Source organism: Frigidibacter sp. RF13 (assembly GCF_026626305.1).
Taxonomy (GTDB): Bacteria; Pseudomonadota; Alphaproteobacteria; order Rhodobacterales; family Rhodobacteraceae; genus TMP-24.
This window is the reverse complement of sequence record NZ_JAPNUE010000001.1, coordinates 570,713-591,875: the sequence shown is the minus strand read 5'-3', so window position 1 is coordinate 591,875 and position 21,163 is coordinate 570,713. Positions and strand designations below refer to the sequence as shown.

The 21,163-nt window shown below is 65.2% G+C and carries 18 protein-coding genes; 12 read left to right on the top strand and 6 right to left on the bottom strand.

Features of this window, described 5'->3' with window-relative positions:
- Nucleotides 1-67 precede the first annotated feature (67 nt).
- From OU426_RS02860 to OU426_RS02840, 5 genes are all read left to right on the top strand, one after another.
- Nucleotides 68-592: a tetratricopeptide repeat protein gene (locus tag OU426_RS02860; protein ID WP_420712561.1), complete on the top strand. Its 525-nt coding sequence runs from the start codon at nt 68-70 to the stop codon at nt 590-592.
- A gap of 11 nt (nt 593-603) precedes the next feature.
- Nucleotides 604-3,441 (top strand): helicase-related protein, encoded by a 2,838-nt coding sequence (locus OU426_RS02855; protein ID WP_267632333.1) that lies wholly within the window; start codon nt 604-606, stop codon nt 3,439-3,441.
- A 5-nt stretch (nt 3,442-3,446) separates the two neighbouring features.
- The gene (locus OU426_RS02850) at nt 3,447-3,743 is read left to right on the top strand and encodes an RNA-binding S4 domain-containing protein (protein ID WP_267632332.1); all 297 of its coding nucleotides are present in this window, start codon (nt 3,447-3,449) and stop codon (nt 3,741-3,743) included.
- Between the two features lie 124 nt (nt 3,744-3,867).
- A complete protein-coding gene (gene fdxA / locus OU426_RS02845) occupies nt 3,868-4,206 on the top strand; it encodes a ferredoxin FdxA (protein WP_267632331.1) in 339 nt (112 codons plus the stop codon).
- 302 nt (nt 4,207-4,508) lie between these two features.
- Nucleotides 4,509-5,018: a CarD family transcriptional regulator gene (locus OU426_RS02840; protein ID WP_267632330.1), complete on the top strand. Its 510-nt coding sequence runs from the start codon at nt 4,509-4,511 to the stop codon at nt 5,016-5,018.
- Nucleotides 5,019-5,092: 74 nt separating this feature from the next.
- Here OU426_RS02840 and OU426_RS02835 read toward each other — a convergent pair whose 3' ends face one another.
- The 6 genes from OU426_RS02835 to OU426_RS02810 all read right to left on the bottom strand — a co-directional run bounded on the left by OU426_RS02835 (nt 5,093) and on the right by OU426_RS02810 (nt 11,771).
- Entirely contained in the window at nt 5,093-5,437 is a 345-nt protein-coding gene (locus OU426_RS02835; RefSeq protein WP_267632329.1) for a hypothetical protein, read from the bottom strand.
- 63 nt (nt 5,438-5,500) lie between these two features.
- Nucleotides 5,501-7,441, bottom strand: coding sequence for an AAA family ATPase (locus tag OU426_RS02830; RefSeq protein ID WP_267632328.1), 1,941 nt, complete (start codon nt 7,439-7,441; stop codon nt 5,501-5,503).
- Between the two features lie 36 nt (nt 7,442-7,477).
- A complete protein-coding gene (locus OU426_RS02825) occupies nt 7,478-9,046 on the bottom strand; it encodes a DUF8728 domain-containing protein (RefSeq protein ID WP_267632327.1) in 1,569 nt (522 codons plus the stop codon).
- A complete protein-coding gene (locus OU426_RS02820) occupies nt 9,039-10,160 on the bottom strand; it encodes a hypothetical protein (RefSeq protein ID WP_267632326.1) in 1,122 nt (373 codons plus the stop codon). Before OU426_RS02820 ends, OU426_RS02825 begins: the two co-directional genes overlap by 8 nt.
- A gap of 3 nt (nt 10,161-10,163) precedes the next feature.
- Nucleotides 10,164-11,234: a coiled-coil domain-containing protein gene (locus OU426_RS02815; RefSeq protein ID WP_267632325.1), complete on the bottom strand. Its 1,071-nt coding sequence runs from the start codon at nt 11,232-11,234 to the stop codon at nt 10,164-10,166.
- A gap of 117 nt (nt 11,235-11,351) precedes the next feature.
- Nucleotides 11,352-11,771, bottom strand: coding sequence for a MarR family winged helix-turn-helix transcriptional regulator (locus tag OU426_RS02810; RefSeq protein WP_267632324.1), 420 nt, complete (start codon nt 11,769-11,771; stop codon nt 11,352-11,354).
- A 154-nt stretch (nt 11,772-11,925) separates the two neighbouring features.
- Here OU426_RS02810 and OU426_RS02805 point away from each other — a divergent pair, with 154 nt between their 5' ends.
- The 7 genes from OU426_RS02805 (at nt 11,926) to OU426_RS02775 (ending at nt 21,154) form a co-directional block, all read left to right on the top strand.
- Entirely contained in the window at nt 11,926-12,780 is an 855-nt protein-coding gene (locus OU426_RS02805) for an FAD binding domain-containing protein (protein ID WP_267632323.1), read from the top strand.
- Nucleotides 12,773-15,463: a molybdopterin-dependent oxidoreductase gene (locus OU426_RS02800; protein WP_267632322.1), complete on the top strand. Its 2,691-nt coding sequence runs from the start codon at nt 12,773-12,775 to the stop codon at nt 15,461-15,463. The genes OU426_RS02805 and OU426_RS02800 overlap by 8 nt, the downstream gene beginning before the upstream one ends.
- Nucleotides 15,460-16,905 (top strand): 6-hydroxynicotinate reductase, encoded by a 1,446-nt coding sequence (locus OU426_RS02795; protein WP_267632321.1) that lies wholly within the window; start codon nt 15,460-15,462, stop codon nt 16,903-16,905. The genes OU426_RS02800 and OU426_RS02795 overlap by 4 nt, the downstream gene beginning before the upstream one ends.
- A complete protein-coding gene (locus OU426_RS02790) occupies nt 16,902-17,834 on the top strand; it encodes a UPF0280 family protein (protein WP_267632320.1) in 933 nt (310 codons plus the stop codon). Before OU426_RS02795 ends, OU426_RS02790 begins: the two co-directional genes overlap by 4 nt.
- Nucleotides 17,827-18,408: an amino acid synthesis family protein gene (locus OU426_RS02785; protein WP_267632319.1), complete on the top strand. Its 582-nt coding sequence runs from the start codon at nt 17,827-17,829 to the stop codon at nt 18,406-18,408. Before OU426_RS02790 ends, OU426_RS02785 begins: the two co-directional genes overlap by 8 nt.
- Nucleotides 18,405-19,787 (top strand): hypothetical protein, encoded by a 1,383-nt coding sequence (locus tag OU426_RS02780; protein WP_267632318.1) that lies wholly within the window; start codon nt 18,405-18,407, stop codon nt 19,785-19,787. Before OU426_RS02785 ends, OU426_RS02780 begins: the two co-directional genes overlap by 4 nt.
- 86 nt (nt 19,788-19,873) lie before the next feature.
- The gene (locus OU426_RS02775; RefSeq protein ID WP_267632317.1) at nt 19,874-21,154 is read left to right on the top strand and encodes an ABC transporter substrate-binding protein; all 1,281 of its coding nucleotides are present in this window, start codon (nt 19,874-19,876) and stop codon (nt 21,152-21,154) included.
- Nucleotides 21,155-21,163 lie beyond the last annotated feature (9 nt).

The following is a 21,163-nucleotide window of genomic DNA, read 5'->3' as shown; positions in this document are numbered from 1 at the left end:
TGATGTCGTTATGCTTAGCCTGTCTCACTATCGCAAACATATCGTTGCGTCGCTTTGGGGCGCGGTGATGGCGATTTTTCTGCTGGATTCGGCCTTTGCGCAGCAGGAAAGCCACGAAGCGCTGATGAATCGCCTGTTCACCGAGCTGGCCGATCCGGCCAATCCGGGATGGGAGAGGGCGCAGAATCAGATCCTCGCCGAATGGGAAAAGTCGGGCTCGCCTGCCTTTGACCTTCTGCTGAAGCGCGGACAGGAAGCGATGGAGGCTGGCGATTTCGACGCAGCCATCGAACATCTGACCGCCCTGACCGATCAGGCGCCGGAGTTCGCCGAGGGCTGGAATGCCCGCGCGACCGCCTTCTTCCTTGAAGGCAGGTTCGGCCCTTCGGTGTCGGATATCGAGCATGTCCTCGCGCTGGAGCCGCGCCATTTCGGCGCCATTTCCGGCCTTGGCCTCATCCTGCAGGAGCTTGGCCGCAAGGAGCAGGCGCTGAAGGCCTTCCGCGCCTCTCTCGCTATACATCCGCATCAGGACGGCATAAGTCAGGCGGCTGAGGCGCTGGAGCAGGAACTCTCGGGCACCGAACTTTAGGAGCGGGCCCAATGAACGCGCAAGCGAGGATCACCGCGGTCCTCGGACCGACGAATACCGGCAAGACCCATTACGCGATTGAGCGGATGCTGGCACACCGCACGGGCGTCATCGGTCTACCGCTCAGGCTTCTGGCCCGCGAGGTCTATGACCGGATCGTCGCGGCACGCGGGCCGTCGGTCGCCGCACTGGTGACGGGCGAAGAGCGGATCGTCGGCGAACGCGCGCAATATTGGGTCTGCACGGTCGAGGCGATGCCCACCGATATCGGCGCCGATTTTCTGGCGGTGGACGAAATCCAGCTCTGCGCCGACCCCGAGCGCGGCCATGTCTTCACCGACCGGCTGTTGAACGCGCGCGGCCTGCACGAGACGCTGTTTCTTGGTTCAGACACGATGCGGTCGGCCATAGCCGCGCTGGTGCCGAAGGCGCAGTTCCTCAGGCGGGAGCGGTTTTCGACGCTTTCCTACGCCGGATCGAAGAAGATCAGCCGCATGCCGTCGCGCAGTGCCATCGTCTCTTTCTCGGTCGACAACCTCTATGCCATCGCCGAACTGATCCGCCGCCAGAAGGGCGGCTGCGCGGTGGTAATGGGGGCCTTGAGCCCCCGTACGCGCAATGCGCAGGTCGAGCTCTACCAGAACGGCGATGTCGATTTTCTTGTGGCGACCGATGCGATCGGCATGGGGCTCAATCTCGATATCGGCCATGTCGCCTTTTCAGCCACCGCGAAATTCGACGGCCGCCGCATAAGGTCTTTATTCCCGCACGAACTGGCGCAGATTGCCGGTCGGGCAGGGCGGCACATGGCGCCGGGCACCTTCGGGGTGACGGGCGAGGCCTCGCCCATTTCCGATGAAATCGTGGACGCCATCGAAAATCACCGTTTCTCGCCGATCCAAAGGCTGAGCTGGCGGTCTTCCGATCTCGATTTCGGCTCGGTCGACCGGCTGATCGGCGCCCTGGAAACTTCGCCAAAGGGCGAATGGCTGGTCCGGGGCCGCGATGCAGACGATCTTCTGGCGCTGAAAAGCCTTGCCGACAGGCCCGAAATCCGCAAGCGCGCGCAGGCGCCGCGTGATGTGCGGCTTCTGTGGGATGTCTGCCGTATCCCCGATTTCCGCGCGATTTCCTCTAACGAACACGCGACGCTTCTGGCCCGTATCTTCGACTACCTGCAGGGTAAGGGGCGTGTTCCCGCCGATTGGCTGGCCGAACAGATCAAGCGCATTGACCGGACGGAGGGCGACATCGATACGCTTTCCAAACGTCTGGCTTATATCCGGACATGGACCTACGTTGCGCAACGTGCCGGATGGGTCGATGATGAAAGCCATTGGCGGGACGAAACCCGCGCGGTAGAAGACCGCCTGTCGGATGCGCTGCATGCGCGGCTGACCCAGAGATTTGTGGACCGGCGGACGAGCGTTCTCCTCCGCCGGCTCAAGCAGAAGGAGAGCCTTGTGGCTGAGGTGAACGACAAGGGCGAGGTGACGGTCGAGGGCGAGTTCGTCGGCCGTCTGGAAGGCTTCCGCTTCCAAGGGGATGCGAGCGCCACGCCGGACGAGGGACGCACCCTGAAACAGGCGGCATACGAGGCGCTGCGCCCTGAATTCCATCTCAGGGCCGACCGGTTCTACAACGCGCCCGATACCGAACTCGACTTCACCGATCAGGGCGGTCTGATGTGGGGCGCGCATGCCGTCGGCAAGCTCGTGAAGGGCGCCGATGCGATGAAGCCGCAGGTCGAGGCGTTTGTCGACGAAGAAGCAGGCTATGACGTGGCCGAAAAGGTCCGTCGGCGTTTGCAGCATTTCATCGACCGCAAGATCGCCGCCGCGTTCGAGCCGCTGCTGGCCATGGGGCGCGACGAGACGCTGACGGGCCTTGCCCGCGGCTTCGCTTTCCGCCTGGTCGAGCAGATGGGCGTCCTGCCGCGCGAAGGCGTGGCAGACGAGGTGAAAGCGCTCGATCAGGAAGCGCGCGGGGCGCTTCGCAAGCACGGCGTGCGTTTCGGCCAGTATACGATCTTCCTGCCCGCGCTTCTGAAACCCGCACCGACGCGGCTGAGGCTCCTCCTCTGGTCGCTTGCGAACGATCAGGCGGAGTTCCTGACCAGCCCGCCGCCGGGCCTTGTGACCATTCCGCATCTGCCGGACGTGCCCAAGGGCAATTACGTGCTTGCGGGCTATCATCCGGCGGGCGCGCGCGCGATCCGTATCGACATGCTGGAACGGCTTGCCGACATATTGCGCCAGAAGGACAGCCGCGCGGGGTTCGAGGCGATCCCGGACATGCTGTCGATCACCGGCATGACACTTGAACAGTTCGCCGACCTGATGGGCGGCCTTGGCTACAAGGCCGAACGCGGCGAGCGCGAGAAGGTCAAGGCCGAGCCGGTTGCCGCTGAAAGCGCCGAAGGCGATCAACCCGTGAACCCGATCACCGAGGAAGAGGTCGCTATCCAGACCGTGACCGAAACCGAGGTGTTCTACACTTTCACCTGGGCGCCGAAACCCCGCCCGCGCCCCGACCGTGGGCCGCGTCGCGATCAGGGCCGCGAGCCGAGCCAGCCCCGAACCGAGGGTGAAGGTGGCGAGCGTCGCGACCGCCGCCCGCGCCCGGAAGGCGCGCCACGCGAGAAGCGCGACGACCGCCCGCAGGGCGAGCGCAAGGACCGCCGCGAGGGGCGGGGCGACCACAAGGGCGGCCCCAAGGGCAAGCCCGGCCGGGACCGCCGCGAAGACCAGCCCCGCCAGTTCGAAGCCAAGGCGCCACGCCGCGAAGCCCGCATCGACCCAGACAATCCCTTTGCCGCCGCGCTGATGGGGCTGCGCGACAAGCTCTGATCCCTGTGGAAGGCCGCATCCGCCTTGACAAATGGCTCTGGCAGGCGCGGTTCCTGAAAAGCCGCAGCCTGGCAGCGGCGCTCATTGAGGCGGGCCATGTGCGGCTGAATGGCGCGCATGTGATGAAACCTGCCCACGCCGTAGGCCCGGGCGATGTGCTGACCTTTGCACTTAACCGCGAGATACGTGTCGTCCGCGTGCTGTCCTGCGGCACAAGGCGCGGCCCCGCGACCGAGGCGCGCACGCTTTACGCCGAGGCCGGCGGAACCTCCGATCCGGCTGAGCCGTCGCCGGGCGAATGATCTTCCGCCGTGACGGGCGCCCGACCGACATCTTTCTTTCCCGCAGGCTCCGGCCCGCTCCCTTCTTGAATGATCCGGCGTCCGGGGCTAGGTAGCAGCGACAAGAGCTTTCTGGACGCCCACCATGACCTATGTCGTCACCGACAATTGCATCGCCTGCAAATACACCGACTGCGTGGAGGTCTGCCCGGTCGATTGTTTCTACGAAGGCGAGAACATGCTGGTCATCCATCCGGATGAATGTATCGACTGCGGCGTCTGCGAACCCGAATGCCCGGCCGACGCGATCCGCCCCGATACGGAACCGGCGATGGAGGAATGGGTCGAGTTCAACCGGAAATATTCCGAACAATGGCCGGTGATCACCCAGCGCAAGGACCCGCTGCCCGAGGCCGAGGCACGCGACGGCGAGACCGGCAAGCGCGAGAAGTACTTCTCGGAGGCGGCCGGCAGCGGCGACTGACGAGGTCTGATCTGATTCGCTGCGGCCACCGCCTTCCGCAGCGTCATGGCCGCTTTTCGGGGCTCGATCGCTTCCCGAGCGCCGGGTTTCGCGCGAAACCGCTGGCGCTCGGGTAACGTGGACCTTTTGGAACGGCCATTTTTCTGCTATATATTCGTTACAACTGGATGAGGGCACATGGGGGCCACCGATTGCTGCGGCAACGGCGGCCTTTTCAGCGACACGGTTCAAACCCTGCGTGCGGCGGTTCGTCGGCGTTCGGTTTCTTTGTCGGTGCAGGACAGGTACGAGGATAGGACTGAATGACGAAGGTGAAGAAATCCGACTTCCGCCCCGATGATTTCGTGGTCTATCCGGCGCATGGCGTCGGCAAGATCATGTCGATCGAAGAGCAGGAGATCGCGGGCATCAAGCTCGAATTGTTCGTGATCTCGTTCGAGAAGGACAAGATGACGCTCCGCGTGCCGACCCACAAGGCGACCGAGATCGGCATGCGCCAGCTTTCGAGCCCCGATATGGTGACGAAGGCGCTCGAGACGTTGAAGGGCAAGGCCAAGGTGAAGCGGGCGATGTGGTCGCGCCGCGCCCAGGAATATGAACAGAAGATCAACTCGGGCGACCTGATGGCGATCGCCGAGGTGGTGCGTGATCTCTTCCGCACCGACGACCAGCGCGAGCAGAGCTATTCCGAGCGTCAGCTCTATGAGGCCGCCCTCGACCGCCTGACCCGCGAAATCGCCGCCGTCTCCGGCGTCGATGCTGCGGGCGCGCAGAAAAGGGTCGACGACATGCTCTTCACCCGCGCCGCCTGAGGCGAGGGGGAGTAAGGAATGGAAGCCCGTGGGGAAACCTGCGGGCTTTTGCTTTAGACAGTTAGCAAAGCCGATCAGATTGATCGGCGGCGAAACCATTCGAAAACTAAGTATGCGACGGTGTAGCCTCCGACACTGAGAACCGAGAATGCAAAGGTTGCCGCGCCACCGGCGCCGATCAGAAGAATCGACCTTTCCAAATCGCGTATATTGCCTAGTCCATCGAATTCGCTGATGACGGCCGCAAAAGCGAACAGGCCGACGTACGCCGCTGCCGCCAAGAAGGTAATGATGGCGCTACGCCTGAACGTTGCCAGTTCCGAGGCTCCCGCAGCCGGCTCGGGTGAGGCCGCCTTCCAGGCTGCTAGCAACCCGACGACGGCAACGGGCGCGATGAAGATTCCAAAGAGTAGCTGCATTTGGTTTCCCTGGCATCCTTGCTTGTTACGCGAGTATGACCACAAGCTAGGCGCTTACAGCGCTCACCCCTTCCCCTCCAGATACCGCCGCTTGGCCTCTTCCATCCGCCGCATGTCGCGCACGGCCCCTTCGATCGCCGCCTCGTCGGATTTGTCGGCATAGCGGAATTCGCTGTCGGCATAGCGGTTGATCTCCTGCACCACCATCTCGACCGTGATCGGCGTGCGGAGGTCGGCGATCATGGATTTCTTGGTGTCGTAATCCTTGAAGAGGAAGAGGTCAGGCTTTTCCATCCATTCGTCAGGGAGTTCGAAATCCATCGCGCGGACCTTGACCGCATCGGTGATGTTCTTGATCGCCCGGCCGGTGAAGCGGCCGTCAGCCTCCTGGATCGCTTTCAGGTAGGTTCCGAGCTTGGCGAGCGTGTCCAGGGGGCCGATCTTCTCGGCCACCGCCGCCCAGACCGCCTTCAGCCCGTCCTCGTGCGGCTGGGAATGGCCTTCGAACGAGGCGGCCACCGCCTTGCGGATCTCCTGCCCGGCATAAAGGTCATGTTGGCCCACCGGGATCGCATGGTTCTTGCCCAGAAGCAGGGCGAGGATGTCGATGTAATCCTCGCGGCTTTGCGGGCCGTCCACCAGAAACCGTGCTCCCGCCCGCTGGCGCAGCGCATCGTCAACCATCTCGGGGTAGTTCGAGAACATGCCGAAGGTCGCATTGCCGCGCACCACGGTATTGGCGCCGGCAAAGGCCTCCATCAACACCGCCGTGATCTCCTGCTGGCCGGCAGATGACCCGCGCTCGCCACGCTTGCCCGCGACCTGGTCGATGTCGTCGATGGTGCCGAAGCCGATGACGGCCGGGTCCATCACGTTATTGATGAAGGCCTTGGCGTTCTGGCCCGACTTGCCCTGATAGCTGTCGACATTGTCGATCGAGAGGTTCTGGTAACGGAACGGGTAGCCCGCGATCTTGCAATAGTCGTTGATCATCCCCGCCATCATCTGGATGAGCGTGGTCTTGCCGGTGCCGGGCTTGCCGTCTCCCATGAAGGTGAAGATGAAGCCGCCAAGTTCGGCGAACGGGTTGAGCTTGCGCCCGAAATCATAGGCCATCAGCATCTTCGCGAGCCGCATCGCCTGATATTTGGCGATATGGTTGCCGATCACCTCCTCTGGCTTCTTGAAGGCCATGGTGAGCGTGGTGCCGCGCGCCTTGCGGGCAGGGGTGAAGCCCGCGAGCGTGAAGTCGTCGGCCTCGACCCGGTATTTCGCCTCGGCGAAGGGCTGGACGCGGGGATGGGTTTCGGCCCGCAGCGCCACTTTGGCCATCAGTTGTTCGGCGTAGGCGAGGACAGACGCAACGAGAAGGTCGTCACTCTTGGCGTGAAGCCCGATGATCTGGTCGAGTTCCCAGAGAGCGCCGTGAAGGGCAAGGGGGGTATTGTCGGTGAGAACCTCGTCAACGCTGCCGACCTCGACCGTCTGTTCACTGGCCTGAGCCGCCAGAAGGAAGGCCAGCGCATTGCCGAAGGTGAAGAGAACCACAAGCGCCTCGGCACCCAGAAGCTCGCCGAACTCGCCTTGCCGCGCGGCGGGCAGGCGGGCTTCGAGATTGGCCTTCTTCAACTCACCAAGCCCGGTGCGGTCGGCAAAGGCCTCGCCTGCCGCCAGCGCGATCGAAAGCGCCCTGCGCAGGGCGTGGGTCACGGCGGCCTGCTTGGCCGAAGTCAGCGGATCGTCGCCGTCGCTTTCCGCGATCCGGTCGATCAGCCGGACCCCATCGGGCCGTGACATCTGCCGTGTGATCATCCCCGGCGTCGTCGAGCGAAAACGGCGATTCATTGCCGAGATTTCTGGCGAACGCTCGGGCGCGGCAAGCGTCAGCCGCGCCTGCGCAAGGCGGGGGGCATGGTCGATGCCCATCAGCATCTCCGCCGCCGCCGCATAATGGCTGCGGATATCGTCTTCGCGCAGCTCCATCTCGCTTGCTGACTGGCTCATGGTCTCGTCCTTCTCGATGCGATCGGGCCCTGCAGATCAGCCGCAGATGCGCCGGTAGTAGGTGAAGATCAGGGGGTAGGGATTGTCCGAAAGCAGCGTGATCCTGCTGCGGTCGTAGGCAATCTCGGCGGTTTCGCGTCTGTAGCAGCGTGCGAATTCGGGAGATTGGGCCAATTCAACGTCCGAGAGGAACCATTTTTCTTCGACCGGCGAGCCTTCGGCCAGACCCGAAATGATGAAATCAGGCCTGCGCGACAGGACGTAGGCGCCGTCACCCTTCGCGTGACCCGGGAAATGCTGATAGGCCGTTATCAGAGGAATGTCCGATCGGGTCGCGATATGCGGGTCATTGAGCCCCAGCATATCGATATAGACCATGTCGCTTGCAAAGAACGGCGTCGAGCCGGCGGTGTGGAGTGCGATCACGCTGCCAGCTGGCCAGTTCTTTTCGATGTGATTGGCAACCATCTTGCCAATGGCGCCCGCGCCGTCAGTCATGTTTGTTCGCAGCGTGCCAGCGGAAAGCAGCGTTGCCGCCACCGCGACGGTGGAAAATGCCAGGCCAATTCTGCGCGGTTGAATTCTGCAAAGCTCTAAAATGAGGATGAGGGACGAATAGACGGTGGTGATGATCAGTCGTCCCGCAAGCATATGGTCTCCACCAGCCCAAGTGACGAAAATCAGCTGAGACAACAGCGAGATGGCGCCTATGAGCGTCGCAAAACTTGCAGATCGACGAACCAGGACCAAAGCCGCCGCGATACCGGTCACGAGGATAGGAAGCCAGATGAGGTCAGACGCCATGAACTCAAGGCTATTGCTCAGGCGCAGAGACAGCGGCAGACCGGTCTTCGCGTAAAACGGCAGCGGAAAAGCCAGCCCATATACGGACAGGCGCACCGCCATATGGACCAGCGCAACTCCCGCAGGAAGTCCGGCGAGGATGGTTGCAATCAGCAAACGTCTGCCGCGCCCCCAGCCAGGAACAAGCAGCGTCACCAGCGCCACTGCTGCAATCACCGGCGCGTTGTCCTGCCGTGTCAGGATGGCGAGAGAAAACAGGGTCCCGGCGATGCAGGCATGGAGAATCCTTGATCTGTCGAGGCTCAGTCTCAGGACGAAATAAAGCCCGCCACTCATGAGTGCGGCATTCAGCATGGTCTCGAGACCGCCCGCGGTCCAGACGGCGAGTGCGGGTGTCGCGGCGAATGCAACCCAGCAGAGGCTGCGAAGCGAAGCATCCTTTGGCTCTCGAAGGATAAGCCGGGCGGTGCAAAAACCAATGAAAAGCAAAAGAAGGGTCGATCCGGTCGCCAGCGCAAAAGCGGCGCTTTCCGGGGCCATGCCTGTGCTGATCATCCCAGCAAGCATCAGGACATGCAGAGCACTCGAATAGCCTTCGGTCAGCTCGCCCAGATTCCAGGCAAGCTGGCCGTGTTCCGCCAGGTTCCGCGCATAGCGAAGGGTGATGAAAGTATCGTCCGGAAAATAACGATGATGGCGGGCCACCAGGAAGAACAGCAGCGTTAATCCGGCCGCAATTCCCAAAATATCCGGCAGGCCAACGACGGGTCGCCGCGGCTTCTCCTGCGGCATCTCAGTCATGCGAGAGTATCTTTCCCTGCCGGTTGGCCACATACTTTCGGACAGCGCGAAAACCGGTCGGGTCCTTCTCGGCCAGCGACTGGAAGACCCGTTCCGGCAACACCATGTTGCGGACGATCCGGCTTGCGCCCTGATCGGGCCCGCCGGTCAGCGGATCGAGGCGGAAGACTTCGCGCTCGGCCTTGGAAAACCAGCCGTTCTCGACCTCGGTCCGCTCGCTTTCCAGTTCCTCGACTGTCCAGGCAAGCGCCCAGTCGTCGCCCTCGCTGGCTTTCGCTTCCAGCAGCACGTCGCGGATCGGGCCGGTCTGCAAGGTATAGGCCGAGGAATACATCGGCCCGAGGAAGAAACGGCGGAGCCGCTTGGGGTGAAGGTCGGGAAAGTCGGTGTCGAAGCCCTTGGCGATGGTCAGGAGCTTCAGCCCGCCCACCGATTGCGCCAGAAGATGCGCCTGCGCGGCGGGCCAGCGGCCCTCATCTTTCGGCAGCGCCCGCCGCCCGCTGTCGTCGCAGTCCATCAGATAGACGACCGGCACGTTCAGCTGGCTGTCATAGACCGCCCAATGGATAAGGAAGCGCCGCCTGCCGTTCGGCTGATCACCGGTCCAGCGTGCTTCGGGGTGCATCTGGGCGAAGAAGAGTCCGCCTTCTGCCAAACGCTGGAAATAGAGACGTTGCGACATGGCATACTGCAGTTCGACCGGCGGGCGGCGTTCGGAGATGATGATCTTTATCATCTCGTCCTTCAGTCGGTCGGGATCGGGCAGCGACTTCAGATGTGTGGCGGCCTGCGCCGCGTCATTGGCCAGCGTCACGATCTCCTGAAAGACCGGAAAGCCGCTTTCGTGAAAATCGATGGTCAGATGCCGCGCGCCGGATTTCAGCCGCCCCGACACGAGGTACTTCATCGACAGCGCCTTGAAGGTCGAGGCAATGGCGCGCGCGTAGCCTTCCAGCACCTCCTGATCGAGGGCCGAAAGCCCGCCATCGCCGCGCATCGCCCCCGCCGCCCCGGTCATCATCTGGGTGATGCGGTCGAACTTGCGGAAATAGCGCCGCGCGGCGAGATCGTCGGTCAGGAGCTTGTGGTCATCGGTCAGGTCCGTTTCGGGCACGGATCACCCACCATACAGGTTCTTGTCGTGCTTCTCGACAATCGCCTGGAAGCGGCGGGCGAAGCGTTCGTCGGCCTTGGCCTTTTCCTCCAGCACCTTGCGGGCAAAGACAATGTCGCCCTCGTGGCGTTCCAGCATGTCGGCCATCCGGTCGTTGGTGGCTGCGCCGATGGCGGCCATCGCCGCCTGCGCTTCCTTGTCGGTCTCCACACCGATCTCGTTTATCCGGTGGGCCACGTCCTGCTGCTGGGCGGTCTTCAAGGACTTGGTCAGCGCGTCATAAAGGACGACGCGCTGCTTGGTGTCCGTCTGCAGCTTGTTGATCAGCACCATCTGGGTCGCCGCCTGGTTCTGCAGGCTGTCCACCCAGGTCTTGCCGGTTTCGATATAGCGTTCCAGCGTCTGGGATTTCGCGACCTTGACCTGTTCTTCCTGCACCAGCGCGTTGTGCTGCTTGTTCAGTTCCGCCAGATCGCTTTCCAGCCGCGTGCGGGCGGCGGCGTCGGTTTCCACCGAAATCTTGTTTTCCAGCTCGATGATCTTGGGGTCCATCCCCTGCAGCATCGCGCGCACCTGTTCCAGCTCCCCAACCGTCGTTTCGCGGTCGGTCAGCGTCTCGGTCAGGTTCTTTTCCACCCGCGCCTTATGTTCGTTCAGCGTCGCCAGCTGGTTTTCCAGTAGCTTCACGATCGTGTCGGATTTGGCGATCAGGTCCTGCAGCTTTTCATCGACACTCGCCGTACGCAGCCGTTCCTGCCGGAGCGATTCCGATTTGGCCGAGGAGAAGATGCCGATGAAGCTTTCCCACCCGGTCTTCGAGCGCATCGCGTCGAAATCCTTGGAAAAGCCTGCCGTCACATCGTCAAGCCCCATGATCAGCTCGGCGATATTGGCGTTCATCACATCGACATGCTTGTGCACATCCTCAAGCGTCGCATTGGCGATGTCGATTGCCTGACCGTTCGCGGCACTGCTGCGTGCCGCATCGATCCGCGCGGTCAGGTCGGAGATTTTCGACTGGGCCTCGGCGACCTGCTTCTGGCTTTCGAGGATCTGGGCGTTGAAGTCGGCCATCGGGCTCCCTCATGTTAAACATATTCACAATATCGTCGGGACACGGCGCTTTTCCAGACCCGTCGGGCGAAATCTTATGCCAGATGCAACTGGCCCGTCACCCGCTTTTCGCGGGTCTCAAGCGAGTTTGAGAAGGATGGCCTGCAGGGCCTGGCGTTCCTCGTCGCTCAGCGGCGCGAGGGTGCGGGCAGTGATCGCGTGGGCCGCGGGCAAAACGCGCTCGAAAAGCGCGCGGCCCGCTTCGGTCAGGCTGACGGTCAGGCGGCGGCGGTCGTCGGGATCGGCGGTGGTTTCAATGAGGTCCTGTTTGCGCAGCCGGTCGACGACGCCCTTGATGGTTGCGGCATCCATCGCGGTCAGGCGGCCGAGAAGGTTCTGCGACAGGGGACCCATCTCTGCCAGTTTGGCAAGGGCCGCGAACTGGGTTGTGGTGACTTCGGGAATCGCATCGGTGAAGATCGCAAGATGGCGCTGGGTCACGCGGCGCAGCACGAACCCGATCTGGTCGTCGAGGATGTAGCTTTTGCCCGTCGCCATGGCAGGGGCATAATCCGTCCCGCTCTTGCGCGCAAGCGTTCCGCGGGCGAGGATGGATTGAAGCCTGCGCCAGTCGGGCGTTGACAGAAGAACGGGTCGCGCGCAGGATAATTTGCATGCAAACGATCCGGGGCCCGGGGGAGGGGCTGAGCGGATGGCGGCCGAGGCGGCATATGAACGGCCCGAAAGCCTTGCCGGCGCGCTCGCGCTTCTGGCGGGCGGCGGCTGGACTTTGCTGGCAGGAGGGACAGACCTCTATCCGGCCACGAACCGGCGCGCATTGAGCGGCCGCATACTGGATATCACCGGCATGGAGGACCTGTCCGGCCTGAGGCTTGACCGGGAGGGCCTGCGCATCGGTGCAGGCACGACATGGGCGGCACTTGCCGCCGCGACGCTGCCACCGGCGCTCGCCGCCCTGCAGGCAGCGGCGCGCGAGGTTGGCGGGCGGCAGATTCAGAATGCGGGCACGATCGGCGGGAACCTGTGCAATGCCTCGCCTGCCGCCGATGGCCTGCCGCCGCTGCTGGCGCTGGAGGCTGAGGTCGAGCTGGCGTCACAGGATGGGATTCGGCGCCTGGCGCTTGAGGATTTCATCGCCGGTCCGCGCCAGACGGCGCTGGCGCCGGGCGAGATACTGGTTGCCGTGCATATCCCGCGCGCGGCGCTGATGGGGCGGTCGACGTTCTTGAAGCTGGGGGCGCGGAAATATCTGGTGATTTCCATCGCAGCGATCGCGGTCCGGCTTCTGGAGCGCGAGGGGCGCGTGGCGTTGGCGCGGATCGCGGTCGGGGCCTGTTCGCCGGTGGCGCGGCGGTTGACGGCGGTTGAGGCGGCGCTGGAAGGCGCATCGCTGGAGGACGCTACGGGCCTTGTCCGCGACGCGGATGTGGCCGCGGCGCTGGCACCCATCGGCGATGTGCGGGCGAGTGCCGCCTACCGGGCGGTGGCGGCGGCGGAACTGGTGCGGCGGGCCGTGACGGCGCTCGCGGGAGGGGCGGATGGCTGAAGTCCGCTTCATCCTTAATGGCACGCGCCGGTCGGTCGATGTGGCCCCGACCCGGCGGCTGTCGGAGGTCTTGCGCGAGGAATGTGGGCTTGTCGGCACCAAGGTCGGCTGCGATGCAGGCGACTGCGGGGCCTGCACGGTCCTTGTCGACGGGGCGCCGGTCTGCGCCTGCCTGACGCCGGCCGCGCAGGTCTTGGGAGCCGAGGTCCTGACGATCGAGGCGGACAGCCCGATCCTGACTCGGCTGCGGGCGGCCTTCCTCGCCCATGGCGCGGCGCAGTGCGGCATCTGTACGCCGGGCATGCTGATGGCGGCGGCGGCCCTGCTTGAGACGCGGTCCGCGCCGGATGCGGCCGAGGTCGAGGAAGCGCTGGGCGGGGTTCTTTGCCGCTGCACGGGCTATCGCAAGATCATCGCGGCCGTGGTTGCGGCGGGGCAGGGCGGCGCGGTCCCGGATCAGGTTCAGGGCGGGGTCGGCGCCCGCATCCAGCGACTGGACGGGGTGGAAAAGGTCGCGGGGCGCGATCTGTTTGGCGCCGACCTCTGGCAGAAGGGCGGGCTGGTGGTGAGGGCCGTGCGGTCGCCCCATGCCCATGCCGCCTTCCGCTTCGGTGACATCGCCGCCTGGCAGGCCGCGCGGCGGGGTGTGGCTGATGTCTTCACCGCCGCTGATATTCCTGGCCGCAACGCCTTCGGCGTCATTCCCGCCTTCGCCGACCAGCCGGCGCTGGCAGAGGGCCTGGCGCGGTTTCGCGGCGAGGCGGTGGCGCTGGTTGCCTTCGAGGAAGACGGGACCGAGCCGGACCTGTCGGGCTTTCCGGTGGAATGGGCCGAACGCCCGGCTCTGACCGATCCCGAGGCGGCGATGGCGGGCGGACTTCTGCATGCCGGCCGGCCGGGCAACCTGCTGATCCAGGGCTTCGTGGAACAGGGCGGGGCCGAGGTCGCGCTGGCCGCATCCGCCCACATCGTCGAGGGTGCGTTCGAGACCGCCTTCGTCGAACATGCCTATATCGAACCCGAGGCGGGCGCGGCCTGGATGGAGGACGAGACCCTCGTCGTCCGCGCCTGCACCCAGGCGCCCTATATGGACCGCGACGATACGGCGGCGATCCTTGGCCTGCCGCCCGAGCGGGTGCGCATCATCGCCTCCGCCGTCGGCGGCGGGTTCGGCTCGAAGCTCGATGTCTCGCTGCAGCCGCTGCTGGGCCTTGTGACGCTGAAGACCGGGCGGCCCTGCCGGATGGTCTACAGCCGGGCGGAAAGCATGGTCTCGACCACCAAGCGCCATCCGGCGCGCATGCAGGCGCGGATCGGTTGTGACGCCGAGGGTCGGGTGACGGCCATGGATTTCGACGGGATCTTCAACACCGGCGCCTATTCCAGCTGGGGTCCGACGGTGGCGAACCGCGTCCCGGTCCATGCGACCGGCCCCTACCGGACGCCGCATGTCCGGGCGCGGGCGCGGGCGATCCACACGCACGGGCCGGTCGCCGGTGCCTTCCGCGGCTTTGGCGTGCCACAGGCGGCGGTGATGCAGGAGACGCTCTATGACCGGCTGGCCGAAAAGGCGGGCATCGACCGGCTGGAGTTCCGGCTGAAGAACGCCTACCGCGACGGCGACGTGAGTGCGACGGGGCAGGTGCTGGAGGGCGTGGGCATTCTTCAATGCCTCGACGCTTTGCGGCCGCACTGGGCTCGCGCGCTGACCGACGCGGCCGCGGCGCAGAGTCCAAGCGTCCGGCGCGGCGTCGGGATTGCCAGCTGCTGGTACGGCTGCGGCAATACCTCGCTGCCGAACCCTTCGACCATCCGCATCGGCCTGACGGCCGATGGCCGGCTGGTGCTGCACCAGGGCGCGACCGACATCGGCCAGGGTGCAAACACTGTCATCACCCAGATCGCCGCCGAGGCCTTGGGCCTGCCGGTCGGCTGCTTCACCCTCGTCGGCCCCGACACGGCACTGTCGCCGGATGCGGGCAAGACATCGGCCTCGCGCCAGACCTATGTGACGGGCCGCGCGGCCGAAGCGGCAGGGCGGGCGCTGCGCGCGGCGATCCTGAGGCTGGGCAACTGGGGGGACGGCGCCGCGCTGACGCTCGACGGCGCGACGATCCGCGCGAACGGCAGCGCGATCGATCTTGCCCGCCTTCCCGCCGATGCGCAGGGCTGTGTGCTCTCGGCCGAGGAAAGTTACGACCCGCCGACGACGGCACTGGACGCGAAAGGCCAGGGCAAACCCTATGCCGTCTACGGCTATGGCGCCCAGATCGTCGAACTTTCTGTCGACATGGCCCTTGGCACGGTGAAGCTTCTGAAGATCACTGCCGCACATGACGTCGGTCGCGCCATCAACCCGACGCTGGTCGAAGGCCAGATCGAGGGCGGCATCGCCCAGGGCATCGGCATGGCGCTGATGGAGGATTACATCCCCGGCCGCACCGAGAACCTGCACGACTACCTCATTCCCACCATCGGCGACGTGCCCCCGATCGAAAGCCTGATCATCGAGGTGCCCCATCCCGAAGGCCCGTTCGGCGCGAAGGGGCTGGGTGAGCATGTGCTCATTCCGACCGCGCCCGCGATCCTCAATGCGATCCGCCATGCGACCGGCGCCACGATCACCCGGCTGCCGGTTCTTCCTCACCGTCTTCTCGCCGCCATTCGCGGGGATGCACCATGACCCAGGACCGGGAAAAGATCCGCTGCGATGCCTGCCCGGTGATGTGCTACATCGCCCCCGGCCAGACCGGCGCCTGCGACCGCTATGCCAATGACCGCGGCCGGATCGTGCGCTGCGATCCGGTGACGATCCTGTCGAAGACACTGGAACAGGGCGGGCGGATCGTGCCCTTCGCCGGCCCGGCTTGGGACGGCGAGGTCATCCGCCCCGCCGATGCATTCGTCACCGGGATCGGCGCGGGCACGACCTACCCTGATTACAAGCCGGCGCCCTTCATCGTCTCCACGCAGGTCGAGGGGGCCGACATGGTCACCGTGGTGACCGAGGCGATCTTTTCCTATTGCGGCGTCAAGGTGAAGATCGACACTGACCGGTTCCTTGGCCCCGAGGGCGCCGTCGTGCGGGCCGAGGGCGAGCCCGTGGGTCATGTGACGACCGCCGAATATGGCAGCCAGATGCTGTCGCTTGGCGGTGTCCATCATCTGACCGGCGGCACGAAGCCTGAGGGCCGGGTGACCTGCGCGTCGATGCTGGCGCTTTGCAATGGCGAGGCGGTGACCTTGACCATTGATGGCGGTTCGACCGTCATCGTCCAGGCGGGGCGCGCGCCGGTCGTGGACGGCAAGGAAGAACATCGGATGCGTGTCGGCTGTGGCTCGGCGACCATCGGCATGTTCGCGGCGCAATGGCAGGGGTTGGTCGATGAGGTCGTCGTGGTCGACGACCATATCACCGGCGTTGTCTCGGAACATCAGGCGGGCAAGGTGCTGGGCTGGCAGCCGACCGGCATCAAGGTCAAGGGCCACAAGTCCACCCCCGGGCGCTATTTCCGCGTCTCTGAGCCCGGGCTCGGCTGGGGCGGAACCCGCATCACCGACCCATTGGAAATCCTCGGGCCCTGGGACGGCAAGCGTGGCGCGCGGGCGGGGCTCACACTCCTCATGGTCTCCACCACCGGCGAGGAATATGCCTACTACGTGCTGGACGAGGCGCTGCAACCGGTCCGCCAGCCGCTGCCGGAAAACCTGCAGGCGACCGTCCGGCTGATCGACGAGAATTGCGAACCCTCGCTCTGCACCGTTCTTTTCATGGGCGGGGCAGGTGGCTCGCTTCGTGCGGGTGTCACCAAGAACCCCGTGCGCCTGACCCGTTCGGTACAGGGCCGCGAGACGCGGCTGACCGCCGGCGGCGCGCCCTGCTATGTCTGGCCGGGCGGCGGCATCACGTTCATGGTCGATGTGACCCGCCTGCCCAGGGGCGCGTTCGGCTATGTGCCGACGCCCGCGCTGGTCGCGCCCCTGGAATTCACCCTGCCGCGCGACGCCTATGTGGCGCTTGGCGGGCATGAAGGCGCGATCCGGTCGCTGGATGAGATTGCCGCAACGGGGGGCGAATATACGGTTGCCGGAAAGCTCGAAACCTGGCCGGGGGGCGAGGCATGACCGCCGTGGCCCGCCTTTTGCCCGACGGGCGCCTGCATCTGCAGCACGGGCCAATGGACCTGATCGTCGAGGCCTGGGGACCAGAAGACACGATTCGCGCCGCTTATGCTCGGGCCTGGGCCTGCTTCCAGCCGTTGCTCGACGAGCTGGTCGCCGAACGCGAGGCACTGCGAGCCGCCGATGACCGCCCGGTGATGGGGCCAACCGCCCGCGCGATGGCTGATGCCGTCCGGCCTTTCCGCCCCACCTTCATCACGCCGATGGCCGCCGTCGCGGGCGCGGTCGCCGACCGGGTGCTTGCCGCACTCGCCGGGCCGGGGATCACCAAAGCCTATGTGAACAATGGCGGCGACATCGCGCTTTACCTCACGCCGGGCCAAAGCCTCACCGCCGCCATCGCCGGCCGCGCCGGTCTGCCAGACCGCGTTACGATCTGCCACGACGATCCGGTGCGTGGCATCGCGACGTCCGGCTGGCGCGGCCGCTCCTTCTCGCTCGGCATCGCCGATGCGGCAACCATCCTCGCCCCAACCGCCGCAATGGCCGACGCCGCAGCAACGATCATCGCCAATGCGGTTGAGCTGCCCGGCCATCCTGCCATCACCCGCCGCCCGGCTGTGGAGATCAAGTCCGACAGCGATCTCGGTACCCGGCTTGTCACGACCGGCGTCGGTCTGCTTTCACCGCACGAATGCGCTGCGGCTCTGGAGAATGGCCTTCGCTGTGGCGCTGCCGCCATGGACCGGGGGCTGATCGTCGCCGCGGCGCTCTGTCTTCAGGGGCAGGTGAGAACCCTCAACTCTTCCATGTCCCCCACTCTTTCGTTCACAAATATCCCGGGAGGGGTCCGGGGAGGGCAGCGCCCTCCCCGGCGGGTCGCCGCCAAAGGCGGCGAAACCCCAGCCCGAAAGGAGCCGAGCCTTGTCTGATTTCACCTTGCGCAAACTCACGATCGTCATTGACGAGATCCATCATGACGGAGGCCCGCGCGCGGATCCGCCGCGCAGCCGTGCCGCGATCCTCGCGCTCTGTGCCAATCCGTTCGCGGGGCGCTACGAGCCCGATCTGCAGCCGGCGATGGAAATTCTCAAGCCGCTTGGCCTGATGATGACCGACCGGCTGATCGCCGCGCTGGGCGGGCGGAAAGGGATCGACGCCTATGGCAAGGGTGCGCTGGTCGGTGCCAGCGGCGAAGCCGAGCATGGTGCGCTCTGGCATGCGCCCGGGGGCTATGCGATGCGCGAGCGGCTGGGCGAAAGCCGGGCGATCGTGCCCTCAGCGATGAAAGTGGGCGCGATGGGTGCGACGCTTGATGTTCCCCTTGGCCATATCAATGCCGCCTATGTGCGCGGCCATTTCGATGCGATCACGGTGTCGATGCCGGACGGGCCGCGCGCGGACGAGATCCTTTTCGTCCTTGCGATGGCGAAGGGCGCGCGCATCCATTCGCGGATGGGCGGGCTGGAACTGTCGCAGGTCAAGGGCGAGGACGGGTTGCGGTGAGTGCAAGGGCTGCGGCATCGGCAACACTGTTCGCGCTTGCCCCTGGGGTGGCGCTTGCGCATGCCTCGCAGCGCGCGGTGCTGATGACCCTGCCCACCAAACAGTTCGTCTGGGGGGCGGGGGCAGTCGTCGCGCTGACCGCGCTTCTTGCCGGACTGAGCGGCCGGGTCCCAGCCTTCGCGGCGCGGCGCCTTTTCACCCGGCCCCGGCTTCTTCCCGATGGAGTCACAAGCTGGCTGTCGGCTGCCTTGCTGTTCCTGCTGATCGTCGCGGGCCTTTTCGGAACCCGCGATCCTTATGCAAACCCGCTGTCGCTCTGGGTCTGGACCGTGCTCTGGGTCGGCGTCACCCTCGTGCAGGCGCTTTTCGGCAATCTCTGGCGCCATCTCGACCCCTGGACCGGCCCGGTCCGCAGTCTGCGCGCGCTTCTGGGCCGCAAGGGTAGCATCGGTCTTGGCCGCCTTGGCCAATGGCCCGCCGTGGCCGGGCTGCTGGCCTTCGCCTGGTTCGAGATCGTCTCGCTTTCGCCCGACGATCCTGCCGAACTTGCGGTGATCGTCGCCGCCTATTGGCTGGCGATCTTCCTGCTAGCTGTGGCCGAGGGCGAGGACTGGTTGGCTGAGGGCGAGTTCCTGACCGTCTTCTTCACCAATATCGCGCGGATCGCGCCGTTTTGGGCGGAGGGCGGCGATCGCCGCGTCGCGGTGATGGTCGGGCCGCCGGGTGCACAGGTCATGGCGTTGCCACCGCTGTCCGTCTCGGCCATGGCTTTCCTGATGCTGATGATCGCCTCGGTCAGTTTCGACGGGCTGCATGAAACCTTCCTGTGGGTCGCCGCCATCGGGTTCAACCCGCTCGATTATCCAGGCCGGTCCGCCGCGATGGGCGTCAACACGCTGGGCCTTTTGGCCACATGGGGGCTCATGGCGGGGCTGGTCGTCGGGGTCATCCGGCTGGTCTTGCGGTCTGCCGGGCCAGGGGCGCGGTCTGCGGACCTCGTCGGGCCGCTTGCGCTGTCCTTCCTGCCGATCGCGGCGGGTTATCACGTGGCGCATTACCTGACCGCGCTTCTGACCCAGGGCCAGTATGCGATTGCCGCCCTTTCCGATCCGCTGGCGCGCGGCGACGACCTGCTGGGCCTCGGGCCGCATTGGGTCGGTTTCGGTTTCCTGACGGACCGGGGCGCGGTCTGGGCGATCTGGGCGGCGCAGTTCGCGATCATCCTTGGCGCGCATCTGGTGGCGGTTCTCTTGGGTCAACGGATCGTCGCCGCAGCGGGGTTGAGGCTGACCCCCTGGCAGGAATTGCCGCTGACGCTTCTGATGGTGCTTTACACCTGCTTCGGCCTGTGGCTATTGGCGGCGCCCGCAATTGGTTGATTTATAAAGGTTTTTTGTATGCATACACGCAAACCGGAAGACTGGCGCGGGCAGAAGACCCGCGTCCCAACAGAGAGGAGACGGACATGACCAAAGGACTGACCCTCACGCCCACCCGCCGCAGCGTGCTTGCGGGTATGGGCGCCGCCACGGCGGCAAGCTTCTTCCCGGGCTATACGAATGCCCAGTCGTCCGAGCCGATCCGGCTTGGTTTCCAGCTGCACCGGACCGGGATCGGCGCGGCCTATGGCCGCTGGTACGAGCGCACCGCGACCGCGGCGCTCGCCCGCATGAATGCGGCGGGCGGCATTGGCGGGCGGCCGGTCGAGATCCTCTTCGAGGATGACGGCACCGACCCGGCGCGCGGCGCCGAGGTGTTCGGCAAGCTCGCCACGCAATCGAACTGCGATCTCGTCTTTGGTGCGCTTTTCTCTCACGTCGTGATCGGCACCGCGCCGCGTGCGGCGGAACTGAAGGTGCCCTATCTCGTCTGTTCCGAGGGCCACCATGTCGCCTCGGGCATGTTGAACCGCTGGACGCTGCAGCCGGGCATCACCGATGTGAAGAGCCAGGTGCAGGCGATGGCGCCCTTCGTGACCTCGAACCTCGGCAAGAAGGTCACGATGATCTTCCCCGACTTCGCCTTCGGCCATGATCACCGCGACTATTTCACTGCAGCCTGCGCCGCGCAGGGCGGCGAGGTCATCGCGCAGATCGCGATCCCGCCGACCGAGACTTCCTTCACCCGCTATTTCCCGCAGATCCCGGCGGAGACCGAGGTGATCTATCATGTGATGGTGGGCCCGGCCGTCCTGACCTTCGTGAAGGAACTGGGCGAGTTCTATGGCTCGGGCGCCCGGCCGCAGCTTTTCGGCTTCATCGACTCGCTGGAAGCGGTGGATATCAATTCCTCGGGCCTCGAATTCCTCGACGGTTCGCACTTCTGGGAAGCCCATCCGCGCTACAAGCAGGCCGATGCCTCGGATGCCGAAACGGCCTATCGGGCGGCCGTGGGCGTCGATGACAATGGCGCTTCGGCCTCGGACGCTGCCGATGTGGCGACTTACAGCCACATGTTCTCGGTCTGGGAGACCTTGTCGGTCATCAAGGCGGGGATGGAGGCTGCGGGCTACACCGGGGCCGCCGACCGCCAGAAGCTCGTGGAAGCCATCGAGGCGATGACCGGGTTCGACGAGGGCGAGGATCACCCGCAGGGGGCCAAGACCTTCAACGGCAAGACCCACCAGGCCTTCGGCATCCAGAACATCACCAAGGTCGAGGGCGGCAAGCTGGTGGTCGCGCACAAGACCTCGGTCGAGGATGGGATGTATCCCGACGAGGTCGACTACACCTCGCAAAGCTTCTGACAAGTGGGG